This window comes from Candidatus Njordibacter sp. Uisw_058, from assembly GCF_047730065.1.
GTDB lineage: Bacteria > Pseudomonadota > Gammaproteobacteria > Pseudomonadales > Balneatricaceae > Njordibacter.
This window is the reverse complement of record NZ_CP159829.1, coordinates 2,266,016-2,279,612: the sequence shown is the minus strand read 5'-3', so window position 1 is coordinate 2,279,612 and position 13,597 is coordinate 2,266,016. Positions and strand designations below refer to the sequence as shown.

Annotated in this window: 12 protein-coding genes and 1 tRNA gene; 4 read left to right on the top strand and 9 right to left on the bottom strand. The window is 46.2% G+C overall.

Features of this window, described 5'->3' with window-relative positions:
* Positions 1–313: 313 nt before the first annotated feature.
* From ABXT59_RS10660 to ABXT59_RS10650, 3 genes are all read right to left on the bottom strand, one after another.
* Positions 314–1,996, bottom strand: coding sequence for a DUF4214 domain-containing protein (locus ABXT59_RS10660; RefSeq protein ID WP_443636093.1), 1,683 nt, complete (start codon positions 1,994–1,996; stop codon positions 314–316).
* A 280-nt stretch (positions 1,997–2,276) separates the two neighbouring features.
* A tRNA-Ile gene (locus ABXT59_RS10655) sits at positions 2,277–2,352 on the bottom strand.
* 68 nt (positions 2,353–2,420) lie between these two features.
* Positions 2,421–3,254, bottom strand: a complete 834-nt coding sequence (locus ABXT59_RS10650) for a phytanoyl-CoA dioxygenase family protein (RefSeq protein WP_443636092.1) — start codon at positions 3,252–3,254, stop codon at positions 2,421–2,423.
* 166 nt (positions 3,255–3,420) lie between these two features.
* Here ABXT59_RS10650 and ABXT59_RS10645 point away from each other — a divergent pair, with 166 nt between their 5' ends.
* Positions 3,421–3,993 (top strand): VF530 family DNA-binding protein, encoded by a 573-nt coding sequence (locus tag ABXT59_RS10645; RefSeq protein WP_443636091.1) that lies wholly within the window; start codon positions 3,421–3,423, stop codon positions 3,991–3,993.
* A gap of 49 nt (positions 3,994–4,042) precedes the next feature.
* Here ABXT59_RS10645 and ABXT59_RS10640 read toward each other — a convergent pair whose 3' ends face one another.
* The 5 genes from ABXT59_RS10640 to rpsU all read right to left on the bottom strand — a co-directional run bounded on the left by ABXT59_RS10640 (position 4,043) and on the right by rpsU (position 10,152).
* Positions 4,043–5,008, bottom strand: a complete 966-nt coding sequence (locus tag ABXT59_RS10640; RefSeq protein WP_443636090.1) for a DMT family transporter — start codon at positions 5,006–5,008, stop codon at positions 4,043–4,045.
* A gap of 174 nt (positions 5,009–5,182) precedes the next feature.
* Complete coding sequence (rpoD, locus tag ABXT59_RS10635) at positions 5,183–6,988, bottom strand: RNA polymerase sigma factor RpoD (RefSeq protein ID WP_443636089.1); 1,806 nt, start codon at positions 6,986–6,988, stop codon at positions 5,183–5,185.
* A gap of 209 nt (positions 6,989–7,197) precedes the next feature.
* Positions 7,198–9,267 carry a DNA primase gene (dnaG, locus tag ABXT59_RS10630; protein ID WP_443636088.1) on the bottom strand — a complete coding sequence of 690 codons (2,070 nt, stop codon included), beginning with the start codon at positions 9,265–9,267 and terminating at the stop codon, positions 7,198–7,200.
* A gap of 23 nt (positions 9,268–9,290) precedes the next feature.
* Complete coding sequence (locus ABXT59_RS10625) at positions 9,291–9,737, bottom strand: GatB/YqeY domain-containing protein (RefSeq protein ID WP_443636087.1); 447 nt, start codon at positions 9,735–9,737, stop codon at positions 9,291–9,293.
* 199 nt (positions 9,738–9,936) lie between these two features.
* Complete coding sequence (gene rpsU, locus ABXT59_RS10620; protein ID WP_443627816.1) at positions 9,937–10,152, bottom strand: 30S ribosomal protein S21; 216 nt, start codon at positions 10,150–10,152, stop codon at positions 9,937–9,939.
* A 278-nt stretch (positions 10,153–10,430) separates the two neighbouring features.
* On the opposite strand from rpsU, the gene tsaD reads away from it, so the two are divergent.
* From tsaD to folK, 3 genes are read left to right on the top strand one after another with little or no spacing between them, the layout of a single operon-like run.
* Positions 10,431–11,465, top strand: coding sequence for a tRNA (adenosine(37)-N6)-threonylcarbamoyltransferase complex transferase subunit TsaD (gene tsaD, locus ABXT59_RS10615; protein ID WP_443636086.1), 1,035 nt, complete (start codon positions 10,431–10,433; stop codon positions 11,463–11,465).
* A 36-nt stretch (positions 11,466–11,501) separates the two neighbouring features.
* Positions 11,502–11,861: a dihydroneopterin aldolase gene (folB, locus tag ABXT59_RS10610; protein WP_443636085.1), complete on the top strand. Its 360-nt coding sequence runs from the start codon at positions 11,502–11,504 to the stop codon at positions 11,859–11,861.
* A complete protein-coding gene (folK, locus tag ABXT59_RS10605; RefSeq protein ID WP_443636084.1) occupies positions 11,861–12,349 on the top strand; it encodes a 2-amino-4-hydroxy-6-hydroxymethyldihydropteridine diphosphokinase in 489 nt (162 codons plus the stop codon). Before folB ends, folK begins: the two co-directional genes overlap by 1 nt.
* A gap of 110 nt (positions 12,350–12,459) precedes the next feature.
* Here folK and ABXT59_RS10600 read toward each other — a convergent pair whose 3' ends face one another.
* Positions 12,460–13,590: a hypothetical protein gene (locus tag ABXT59_RS10600; RefSeq protein WP_443636083.1), complete on the bottom strand. Its 1,131-nt coding sequence runs from the start codon at positions 13,588–13,590 to the stop codon at positions 12,460–12,462.
* Positions 13,591–13,597: the final 7 nt, after the last annotated feature.

The following is a 13,597-nucleotide window of genomic DNA, read 5'->3' as shown; positions in this document are numbered from 1 at the left end:
TATCCTGTGCCTCAGCATCCAATATTAGGCAGAAACCTGCGATACAGAGTTGCATATTGGTAGCTATTTAAACAAGCCAAAAAATACAAACAACCTCTTTTATAGGATGGTTATAGATATAAGAATATTTCTGATTTACGCCTTACAGCAGTTTCTAAGCAGAGCTAATGAGCATAGGTAGCGTTGCAGTGCTGGACGAGCTAACGCAGCTTAAAGTATGGCTGTAAGGTGTTTAATCGACGTTAGAGTGAGTGTGAAGTGGGCAAGGGTTGAAGCTTGGGTGCTAATAACTACTCTGGTAGTCGGGTGAAGCCTAGGCCACCCATAAGTCATACTGCACCCCATTACTAATCAGTTCTAGGACATTGGCTTGGTTTTCTGTGCCTTCAGAAAAGTCTGCCATAACCTTATTCCAGCTTTTTTCTGGGTTATTGGCCAGTTGATCCACCCACCAATCATAGCCACCGCTATCAGGGTCGCGGCCAAGCACATTGTTATACACCTTAGTGAGAAACTCACCATCGCTGGGGTTAATGCCGTAGGATGCTCTAAACTCGTCAGAGTCAATAAATCCTGCTGATACCTCTACTAGGGTCTTGCCTAAATCCATCTGTCCTATCCAATACCCTAAACCACCTTCATCCGGTGTGCGGTTAAACGCCGCCTTATAAATGCGATAGCAACTGCCACCTACTTCGCCACTGCCAATATCAAGCGCAACCGCCTTATCAGAAAATACAACACGCTCTACAGCACTAAGGCTGTCATTAGTGCCAGTGCTTATTTCTTGTAAGGTAGACCTACTTTCGTCCAAAGCTAGAGTGTAATTGGCCTGTGAAAGGGTGTACTTAACCGTGTCTAAACCGGTTCCACCATTAATAGTGTCAGAGCCGCCGTCTGCAAAGATAGTGTCATTGCCCTCATTGCCTTTAAGAATATTTCCAAAGGAATTCCCAGTTAATGTATCTGATCCAGACCCACCGTACGCGTTCTCAATTTCAATACCATATGCCAAGCCTAAAATATTTTTGTGGGACCAACTACTGTTGCCATCGACAGTCGAATTTGTACCACCATTTAAGTTAATGTCATTGTTCTTGCTAAAATTACTGAAATCTAGCGTATCCTCCCCAGATGCATCCCACAGTGTTTGTATAAACGGTGTTTCGGGATCAAAGACATGGATGGTATCACCCATGTTATAAAGTGTATTTGCGCCATATAAATGTTGCAGTGGAGCAATATCATAAACCATTGGGGTCGAAGCAACTGTATAGTTAGTTCCATTAAAATAGTAGTCTGGCAGGCCCTCAACAGAGAATTCCCCAGCCATAACACTGTGTTCACGATTATTTTTATCCTCTTGAAACATGATATTTTTATTATCATTAGGATGTTCGAGACCTAATGCGTGGATGATTTCATGATAGAGAACCGTAACATCTCCTTCCCCAGTTTCTGAACCAGAAACTAGGCCTTTGGCAAAATTTCCACTTGTTGAAAATTGCTTATTGAACCAAATATCTCCACCTCTTGGTAGACTCCTAGGGTGACCAGCTGTCGCTGCAATACCTTCCCTATAATTACCAGCTTCATCTGTAATAGTCTTTATACCAAATCTGATAGTGCCAACGTTGTCCTCTGCCTCTGTAACTTCAACAAATGTAACGTTTATGTATTTACTTATTTCCTCAAGCGCACTGCGAGTGTCTATAGCCTGCTGGGAAGTGAATGCTGTGGCAGTAATTTCTCCAACATCATCTGTATAGTTAAAAAAAGTAGAGGATTGGTTCAATCCTGGAAAACTATAACTGATAACTGTAGAAGCGTTTACCGAGTATTCCTCGGTCAGATATGGATCGCTAATCCACCTTAGTGGTTGACCATTCTTGTTATTAAATAGTGCGTCAACGTACCATTTTCCAGAAGCCGTTGTCAGTTCAGTCTGTTGGCCTGATACTAAGTAGGTTTGTTTATTTAAACTATCAGCACTCATTGATTTAGCTTTTCATCCTAAGATTTGTAAATATTTATATAAAATGGTGCGTTGCTCATGCCATGCTGATGGCATAGCTCCAGGATAGGCACACCACGTTCAGGTTGCCTGTTGATAGCCAGTATTTGGCCGTCCGATTCTTGATTTATCTAACGACAACTGTGCTGGATTAGGGTTTGAAGTTCCCCCAGTGTTCCCCAGAAGCGATTTTGTATAAAAAAGCCCAGCATCTAACTGGGCTTTTTTATCCCCAATACATTGAATGTAAGGGGTTTATGTATGGTGGGCCTGGTCAGATTTGAACTGACGACCAAAGGATTATGAGTCCTCTGCGCTAACCGCTGCGCCACAGGCCCGTATGGGAGCACGCATGATACCCGTGCTGGTGGTTGAGATCAAGATTCAGTCGGCCTAAATCACTGATTTAATAGTCTCTTTTTATTTTCGCCCCATGGTAAAGGATGTCCGAAAAGTTTTGGTTGGACTGGTCCCGCACCTGGACACTGCTGGCAGCCATATCTTGCTGTGGGCGAGGTAAATAACGGTGTCCTTTCTGGGCGCAATGACCGCGCACAGGTGACCAGTTATTGTGTCCAATGGTTTGTTTTGCGGCTGCGGGCATGAAAGACTGCAAAGCAAAGCCTATGCGTCGCTGGTCTTGGCTTCGGTTAGGTTGTGACCCATGAATGATCATGGCGTGGTGCAAGGACATTTGGCCTGGTTTGAGAATCAAGTCTACTCCTAAACTGCCATCCACGTTAGTGACTTCTTGGCCACGGGTTAATATATTGTCTGCACCATAAGTGTCTTGGTGGGGTTGGATATCTTTGTGGTGGCTGCCTGGAATCATACTCATGCAACCTGTATATCGAGTGCTGTGGGTGAGCGCAATCCAAGGGGTGACAAAATTATGGGGGGTGATGCCCATGTAGGTCGCGTCTTGGTGCCAACTTACAAAGTGGCTGGAGTTGGGCTCTTTGATAAATAAAACACTTCCCCACAAAGAAAAGCTGGAACCCAAAAGGTCTTCTACGGCATCAAGAACCTTTGGATGGTATGCCAGATCATCTAGAAACTTAAAACACAAATGGCCGTTATTGCGGTTAACACCTGTTAAATCCTTGGGGTATTTTGCTTCTGCAGCTTTTAATTTTTCTGCATAGGCATTGGCTTCATCCTCAGACATGACGTCGATTGGAGAGATGAAACCTTTTTTATGGTAGCTTTCAATTTGATGTTGGCTAAGTACTTTGCCCATTAAAGGTGCTCCAATTTTTAAGGCTAAGGTGTTAGGTATTAGATATTAGGTATTAGGTATTCAGGTTCAAGCTAAGTGTTAGATGACCGACACCATAGGGATTTGTCCATCAGTGTCTGCAATAAGGTATAATTTTAAGGTTGAATTATATTAGGTGCAATTAGGCATGTCCAAAGAAGTTAATTACCAAAATAATCCCCTGCATGGCTTGAACTTAAAAACCATGCTCACAGAAATTGTGGACCACTATGGTTTTGAGATTTTGCATGCTTATTTGTATATTCATAGTTTTAAAACCAACCCAAGTGTCGATTCTAGCGTTAAATTCTTGAAGAAAACACAATGGGCGCGTGAAAAAGTTGAAGCTTTTTATTTGTATAAGTTTAAAAATTTGCCAAAAGTATCAAGTGATCAATTCGAGTTACCACCGCGGGACCGAATCATTCCTGAAGACCAGAGTCCAGGTACACCTTGTGAGTTGAGCTTAGAAGATGCGGGAGTGCTGCAACAACAGCGTGAAAGTAGGGCTAACGAGTATGATAAATTAGCGGGGCGCGACAGCCCTAAAGATCGGCAACCTAGTAAAACTAAACCCAAGACTCAAGACAAACCTTGGTCTAAACAAGGGAGTAAGTCACCTTGGGAGCCCCAAGCAAAGTCAGCTTCTTCTGCTGAAGTTAAAACCAGTGGCACTACCCCTGACCCGTGGGCTAACTCACGTAACAAGTTCAAGTCTTAAACTCAGGCTTTAGGTTGGGTCACTAGCCTGGACAATCTAAGGGTATGGGCTAGCGTGGATGAGCCCTCGCCATTTGTGGCTTGCGTAGGTGCAGCGTTTCTCTATATAAGGTGTAAAGGCCTGAAGTTAAGATTAAACTGCTGCCAATGAGAGTCAAGTGGCTAGGCCATTCGTCAAATATAAAAATCCCAAATACCATTGCCAACGGCAGGGAAACGTATTCAAATGGAGCCGCCAGAGCAGACTCAGCATGGCGGTATGCTTGGCTAATAAGATAACCCCCTAAGGCGCTTCCTGCACCCAATAAAATAAACAGCTTGGTATCATCATACTGCCAAGGCCCCCATGGCCGTAACAGAAAGTTTAGAGACGGACTGCTGGCATCGTTAAAACTGCCATCTCCCACGGCCATCCACATGGCAGTACTAACAACGACAAAGGTGATTTGAATATAAAACGTCATAGTCGCAGCTGACTCGGTATCACGCATGGTGCGAGTCAGTGTATGCAAGCTGGCATAACAAAATGCTGCACCAATAGGCAGTAAAGACGCAAACATAAATTGGCTGCTGCCTGGCTGCACCATAATCAAGACACCCAAGAAACCTAAGCCGATGGCGAGCCAGCGGTGCAGACCAACATGTTCTTTGAGAAAGATGATCGAGAATAGGGTGATGACACTGGGACTGATAAAGAACAATGCCACGGCATCAGCGAGTGGCATAGCCACCAAACCTAGAAAAAACAACATGTTGGCCATTACCACACAGCTGCCCCGAACTATATGTCGGGCTAGACGCTTAGTTTTTAAACTTTTTAGGCCGCCAGAGCTTGCCAGTAGCAACGTGAAAATGAGGGCGATACCAACCAATGAGCGCAGCAGTATAATTTGGTGCAGTGCATAGGCGTCGCTTAGAAACTTAATGGTTACGTCGGTGGTGGAGAAACATACGCTGGCGCCAATGGCAGACATGATGCCTATGGCATTGCTTGATTTAAATAGGTTGCTGAACATAAGCACATAGCCAACGATTGAACGTACAGCAATATAGCGAAATTATCCGCAACAATACAGACTTATAAATTTATTAGTTGAGGCTGTTAGATGTCAGTGTTAGGAGGGCAATGAAGACTGCCACCTAACAGACCATTGGGGTCTGGTAGGAATGGCAGACTATCAAGGTAATACTTAGTCTTCGATAAAACTACGCAAGTGGTCAGAGCGCATTGGGTGGCGCAATTTACGCAGTGCTTTGGCTTCAATTTGGCGGATACGTTCACGTGTCACATCAAACTGTTTTCCCACTTCTTCTAAGGTATGGTCAGTATTCATCTCGATACCAAAACGCATACGCAGTACCTTAGACTCACGGGCTGTTAGGCCAGCTAATACGTCCCGCGTCGCTTCACGCAGGCCTTCTCCAGTGGCGGAGTCGATGGGAGAATCCATCGAACTGTCTTCGATAAAGTCACCCAAGCTGGAGTCTTCATCATCGCCAATGGGCGTTTCCATTGAGATAGGCTCTTTCGCAATTTTAAGTACTTTACGAATCTTATCTTCGGGCATTTCCATGCGTTCACCTAGCTCCTCTGGCGTAGGCTCGCGACCCATTTCCTGAAGCATTTGGCGAGAGATACGATTAAGCTTGTTAATCGTTTCTATCATGTGCACAGGAATACGGATGGTGCGCGCTTGGTCAGCAATCGAGCGGGTGATGGCCTGACGGATCCACCAGGTAGCGTAAGTAGAAAACTTATAACCACGACGATATTCGAACTTATCGACGGCCTTCATTAGGCCTATGTTACCTTCTTGGATTAGATCCAAGAACTGCAGGCCACGGTTGGTGTATTTTTTAGCAATAGAGATCACCAAACGTAGGTTGGCTTCCACCATTTCTTTTTTAGCACGTCGGGCTCTAACTTCGCCCATGGTCATGCGACGGTTGATGTCTTTGATTTCGGCTAGGCTAAGCCCAGCCTCTTCAACCACCATAGAAAGCTTTCGTTGCGCACGGCGCAGATCGACCGCATTTCGGCGAATAGCAGGCGCATAAGAGGCACCACTGGCAATCAACTCATCAGCCCATTCAATATTGGTTTCGTTACCTGGAAACTCGGCAAGGAAAACATCACGCGGCATTTTTGCTTTGCGATTACAGATGATGGTAATAATCTTTTCTTGGGCACGAATGCGAGCAAGTGCGCCACGGGGGTATTTCGCTACAGATTCAAAATGCTTAGGCACTAATTTTAGTGGTGAGAACAAAAAGCCAAGGTGAGCATAGGCTTCCTTAGCTTGCTTGCTTTCGCGGCCATGTTTTTCAACTGCCAGCAGAGCCACGACCAGATGTTCCTCTAGTTCGGCAAAGCGTTCAGCCGTTTCAATGGGATCTGGACCATTATCTGTTTCTTCTTCGTCATCATCATCACTTTTGACAACTGTCGTTGGGTTGATCGGCGATGGGTTAGGTTCACCATCTGGATCAATATAACCACTAAAAAGATCACTTAAGCGGCCTTCTTCAGTAAAGATGCGTTTATACACATCGATAATGGTAATGACACTGTCAGGATAATGCGCTAAAGCTGCCATTACATCCCGCAGGCCTTCTTCAATGCGTTTAGCAATGACGATCTCACCCTCACGGGTGAGTAATTCTACGGTACCCATTTCGCGCATATACATACGCACAGGGTCAGTCGTGCGGCCAGCCTCGTTTTCCACTGCTGCCAACGCTGCAGCAGCTTCTTCAGCGGCGGCTTCATCGGTAGAGTCACCGTCGGTCATGAGCAGTGTTTCAGCATCTGGCGCTTGCTCAGATACAGTAATGCCCATGTCGTTAATCATACCGATGATATCTTCGACTTGATCTGGATCTGCGATATTTTGAGGCAGGTGGTCGTTAACTTCTGCGTAAGTTAAAAAGCCCTGCTCACGCCCTTTGGTGATCAGTTCTTTTAGGCGCGATTGTTGCTGTTCATTGGCGGCCATGGCAACCCTATATTTAGTGAGCGGATATATGAAAAAGTCAGCTCTCGATTATAGTGGAAAAACCAAGATTCCGCCACAAATCCTACGAGATTAGCTGATGTTTTGTGCTTTTTGAGGCCTGCACGCGGCTAGGGCTAAATTGGGTCTGTTTTTGCGATGCCTAGCATGCCGCCCGATAGCCTCGGACCAGTAAAAGATCCGCAATAAAGCTATTGTCTACTTTTTAGCCGCTTTTGCAACTCTTCTTTTTCTCTGAGTAGCTCTTTTAGCTGTTTTTTGATGCTGGCGTCAGCATTAGGCTGTGATGCCAAGTGCAATAGTTGGTTTAGACGTTCTTCAAAATGGTGTCCCAAGAGTCGACTAATGGCTTCTTCTAGCTGTTGTGGGTAGTTACCTTGGGGTAGAAGCGATTCCATAGCCGCTAGCTGCCGCAGCATTGGCCAAGCATCCCATGTGGCGCACTCAATATGCAATTCAGCAGGGTTTGGCCAGCGCTTTAAGGTTTGGAACATATCCTGCACGGTGTTAAGCAACTGAATAAGTACGCCTGCGTCTTGCATTTTTAATGCACTTAAATGACTGGGAATTTGTGGTACATGTTCTGCCGTTTCTGGATGCCGTAATATTATCCGCAAGGCGGCGTGAGCGGGGTTTTGTACCTTAGGTAAGGTGGCACTAAAATATGGTTTTAACGCAGTCAGCGGGTCGTCAGTGGATGTGGCCTGATGCTGCTCATGATATTCTTGGGTCCAGTGCTGGGCGTCTTGTAAGTGATCTGGCTGTGCACCAGCTATGGGGTAGTCAGGATATTCTCTGCTATCACCTTTATGATGACCTTTATCATTGGCATTGCTATTACGGGACCTTATTGTTGGCGCATCTAATGCAGTTGCTGAGTTCTTTTGCTGGGTGTTGGCAGAGTCTTGTATGTTGCTCTCTTCAGTCATAATGGGCGTTTTAAGCGCACTTAACTCTGCTAAGGTGTCTTTGTCTAGCCCCGTAATCTTACTTAATCGAGCCTCCATCATGCTGTGCATAATGCCTTTGGGGATGGTGGCGATTAACGGGCTAGCGTCGGTGGCAAGTTTTGCTCTGTGTTCTAAATTATGTGGATCTAGGTCTTGGCTCAAACGTTGAAACAAAAAATCGCTCAGTGGTGTAGCGTCGACGATGCGAGCTGTAAACTGATCTTTACCTTCTTGACGCACTAAAGAATCAGGGTCTTCACCATCGGGCAATAATAAAAAGCGTGCCTGACGGCCATCTGCCATAAAAGGCAGGCAGGTGTGCATTGCGCGATCTGCTGCTTTGAGTCCTGCAGCGTCACCATCAAAACAAAACACCACTTCGCTAACCAATTTAAAAATACGTTCTAAATGAAAACTGCTGGTGCTGGTGCCAAGGGTGGCGACAGCATAATTAATGTCGTGCTGTGCTAGCGCCACCACATCCATGTACCCCTCAACCACCATAATGCGTTTCAGGTTACGTTCATGTTGGCGGGCTTCATAAAGTCCATAAAGCTCTTTTTGTTTGTGAAAAACCACCGTTTCTGGGGAGTTTAGGTATTTGGGTTTATCATCGCCTAACACACGGCCACCAAACGCAATAATACGGCCTTTGTAATCTTTAATCGGGAACATAATCCGATCCCTGAAACGGTCGTAGCGGCGTTTGTTTTCTTCTTTCTCTACGGCCATGCCGGCGTCAATAAGTGCTTGTTCTTGCTCTTTTTTTGGAGCCAGTTCTTGCATTAAATTTTGCCAACCAGCGGGGGCATAGCCAACACCAAAGCGCTGGGCTATTTGGCCGTTTAGACCTCGACCTTTAAGGTAAGTGACCGCTTTTTGCCGATCTGGATGACGGCGTAATTGGCTCTGGTAATACTGACTGGCGCTGTTGAGTAATGCGTAAGCTTGGTTGCGAGCTTGAGTTTTAGCTTGGCTGGCTGCTGAGGCCGCTTTGCTAGTAATGCTGTCATCTTTAGGCACAGTGAGGCCGGCTTTACCAGCCAGTTCTTCCACCGCTTCTGGGAAATTCATGTTTGCCAATTGCATCATAAAGCCAATAGCGTTGCCGCCGGCGCCGCAGCCAAAGCAATAATAAAACTGCTTATCAGGAGCGACACTAAAGGAAGGGGTTTTTTCTTTGTGGAAAGGGCAGCAGGCTGAATAGTTGCGGCCTGTTTTTTTCAGCTTTACGTGACCATCGACTAAGTCGACAATGTCGGTACGGTCGAGAAGTTCATCAATGAATGCTTGCGGTATGCGTGACGCCAAGTGGTTTGCCTTTTAATAAAAGCTTAAGCGAGTTGCGCTTTAATTTGGCCACTTACTTTGCCAATATCTGCTCGTCCTTGCAACTGCGGTTTTAAAATACCCATCACTTTGCCCATGTCTTGCATGCTGCTGGCGCCAGAATCAGCGATGGCTTGGGTAATGAGCTGGCTCACTTCGTCATCGGTAAGGGGCGTGGGTAAAAATTCCTGAATCACACTGATTTCTGAGTGTTCAATGTCGGCTAAGTCTTGGCGGTTAGCGGCTTCATATTGGCTGATAGAATCGCGACGTTGCTTGAGCATTTTATCAAGTACGGCCAAGCCACGGGCTTGGTCTAACTCAATGCGCTCGTCAACTTCGATGCGTTTGAATTCGGACATCATGGTGCGGATGCAGGTTAAGCGAGGTTTGTTTTTGTCACGCATGGCTTGTTTTTGAGCATCTTTAAGTTGAAGCTTTAAATTGGACATGGTGAATTCTCGCTGAGTTGGTTTCAGTAATTATAGCGTAACTAGGCGTACACTCAATGCGTAAACGTCAGAAACGACAAAGGGGCGGGTAACTGAAAAACCGCCCCTAAGTATCGCTTTACTCAACTATGCCTTTAAACTGTGCTTTGTTTATTGGCTGTAAAGCAGGTCGTGCAAGGTTCTGTGTTGGGCGTAAAGCCTAGTATAAGCGAACGTGACGACGGTTCTCGCGAACTAGCTTCTTCGCGTGGCGCTTAACGGCAGCTGCAGCTTGACGCTTGCGCACGCTGGTTGGCTTCTCGTAGAATTCTTTTGAGCGAACATCTGCTAAAGTGCCTGCTTTTTCACAAGCACGCTTAAAGCGACGTAGGGCAATGTCAAATGGTTCGTTGTCTTTCAGTTTTACAGCTGGCATATCTCTACCTAATTGTGGACGCCGCATTAGGCAGCCATCCGAATGTTTTTCTATGCACTGACTCATGGTCTCATCGTTCGACTGGAGAAAGTGTTCCTAATTGATCAAGGCCGCATATTTTACTCTTATGTGTCGGCCAGTGTAAAGCCCATTTGTCATCAAGTTAAAGGTGTTTTCTATAGATAGGGCAATTCACACTTCTACGTGTGGTCTTTAGGCTTGATGAAAGGTAAAATTCGGCCCTGATTGTCCAAATAATAGAGTTAATAAAGTCATTCATGCGCGTATTAGGCATAGAAACATCTTGTGATGAAACTGGGGTCGCCATCTACGATACTCAAAAGGGTATATTGTCTGAGGCGCTTTATAGTCAGGTGGCTGTGCACGCTGAATACGGTGGAGTGGTGCCAGAATTAGCCTCCAGAGATCATATCCGTAAGTTGGTGCCATTAATGAGAGAGGTGTTCGATAAGGCAGGCTTAGCTTATGGTGACGTCGATGGGGTTGCCTATACTGCAGGACCTGGGTTAATTGGGGCTTTGATGGTGGGAGCTGCTACAGGTCGTGCTTTAGGCATGGCATGGGATCTACCCACCATTGGTGTGCATCATATGGAAGGGCACTTGCTAGCTCCCATGCTAGAAGAACATGCCCCGAAACCACCTTTTGTGGCGCTGTTAGTTTCAGGTGGTCATACACAATTGGTGCATGTACGGTCTTTGGGTGCATACGAATTGCTTGGCGAATCTTTAGACGACGCCGCTGGTGAAGCCTTTGACAAGGTTGCCAAGATGATGGATTTAGACTATCCAGGTGGTCCCTTGGTGGCTCAGTTAGCCTTAAAAGGAGATGCCTCGCGATTTAAGTTTCCGCGCCCGATGGTCGATAGACCTGGACTAGATATGAGCTTTAGTGGTTTAAAGACCGCGGTACTGTATGCCATTCAAGACATCCAAAAGCAGCAAGGGCTATTGCATGAGCACGACAAAGCCGACATTGCGGTCGCCTTTCAACAGGCTGTGGTTGATACATTGGCCATTAAGTGCCGTCGCGCTTTACAGCAAACGCAGCTCTCTACGCTCGTTATGGCGGGTGGAGTGAGTGCTAACTTGGCCCTACGGGAAAAGCTAGCAGCAGAGACTGCTAAATTGCGTGCTAAGGTGTATTACCCAAGGCCAGAATACTGCACTGACAACGGGGCAATGATCGCTTACGCAGGTGCTCAGCGTTTGGCAGCTGGCCAATCTGATGACCTGACGCTTAAAGTAAAGCCACGCTGGCCATTAAGTGACTTGCCGCTAGTGGTTCAATAATTACTGGGTGACCTACCCACACCAAGAGATTTTGCAATGGACACAGTATATGTACATGGTTTAACAGTAGACACCGTCATTGGTATTTTTGATTGGGAGCGTGAAATTCGCCAAACTGTGGTGTTAGACGTAGAAATGGCGGTGGATATTAGCCCTTCAGCAGCGACTGAAGACATCGATCGCACGGTTAGTTACAAAGACGTCTCAGATCGACTGACGCAGTTTGTAGAACAAAGTGAATTCTTACTAGTTGAGACCATGGCAGAACAAATTGCGGGTTTAATTTTGACGGAGTTCGCGGTACCTTTTGTGCGTATCAAGCTAGGTAAGCCTGATGCAATTGCCAATGCCCGTGATGTGGGAGTGATCATTGAGCGCGGCCAAAAGCCAACCTGATGACTTATGTTTACTTAGGTTTAGGGGCCAACATTGAACCTCAAGCCAGCCTTCAAACAGGCATAACAGAGCTCAGAGCGGCCTTTGGTAAAGTGCATTTATCACCGGTCTATCGGGCACCCGCAGTAGGCATGGACGGAGCAGATTTTCTTAACATGGTGGTGGCTTTTGCTTGTCCCATGAGTCACGCAGAATTAGTGCAATGGATACGTGAGATTGAAACTAAGCATGGGCGCAAAAGGGCTGCTGGATTAGACATTAAGCCCACTAGTCACGGCCTAGATATGGATTTATTATTATTTGGTCAATTAGTGGATGTTAACGCTAATGTGCCGCGGGCAGATATTTTAACCTGTGCCTATGTATTGCAGCCATTAGCAGACATCGCCCCAAACCTAGTGCACCCAGCGCAGGGTCTAACCATAAGTCAGCTCAACACTGCATGTCAGTTTGACCAAATCCTGTGGCCTACTGAATATTGTTTCTGATGTTTTAAATTGAAGCTTTGGGGCAAAGACGCTTAGTTATTTCACATGCTTGGTTATTTCAGGCGCTTGGTTACTTAACACGCTTTTGTTATTTAAAACGCTGTGTTGTTTTAGGTCTTAGAACGACTAAGGCATGCTATTTGAGCTTCTTTAAGCGCTTCTCCAAGGGCCCTACCCTTAAAACCTTGAGCCATTAATGAGGTGGGTTTTACGGCGTGTATTCGTTCTAAGTCATCTAATATAGGCTGCTTTGGCGATTGCCACCCAAAAAGGGGTTCTTGGGTTTGGGTGATGGCTTGGCATAAACACAATAGGTCATCCAATAATTCTGTATGGCGCATAAGGCCAAGGTTATTCAGCAGTAGATGCTTTTGTGCAGCGTCTAATTCAGTGTAAGCGCGCAACTGACGTTGATGGTTGCTGGTGGCAAGCGCTAAAGCTTTGTGCTGGTTGGGTAGCTTTATTTGTTTCGCAAGGTCTTCAATTTGAGGCTTATTGAGCTGGTATAACACACCGGTAAAACGCACTTCTGTGCGGGTGCTGGCTGCACTTGTAAGCCTCAGGGTGTTGAGCGCATGAGGTCTGCGTGAAAGAAGTTCTGCTAAGGCGGGCATGAGTTGGTGCAATGCCCCACAAACTTCTAATACTTCAAAATAAATCCATGGGCTCTGGCTGCTTAGGGCTTTTTGTGTTTCTTGCCAGATGCGCTCTTTGGCTAGAGTGGCTAGTTCACCTGAGGCGCAGATGATAGCCAACAGGGCTTGGGTTTCAGAAGCTATACTGAAGCCTAAATGGTGCAGATGGGCGGCAAAGCGTGCCGTTCTTAGCACCCGCAAGGGGTCTTCACTAAAGGCTTTAGACACATGGCGTAAGCGCTTTGCTTTTATGTCTTCTTGACCGCCATAGGGGTCAATCAGATCGCCATTAGATGCTTGAGCGATTGCGTTAATGGTAAGGTCTCGGCGCAGTAGGTCCTCTTCTAAGGTCACCTCTGGTGTAGCATGAACTTGAAAACCCTTATAGCCTTGGCCAGCTTTACGCTCGGTGCGTGCAAGGGCATACTCTTCTTTGCTTGTGGGGTGCAAAAAAACAGGAAAATCTTTGCCTACCTGTTGATAGCCCAAAGTGAGTAAGGCTTCAGCACTACTTCCAACCACCACATAATCACGCTCTTTGACAGTGAGGCCTAATAGGCCGTCGCGCACGGCTCCACCGACTAAATAAGTCTGACTAGTGGTCATGTGGAGT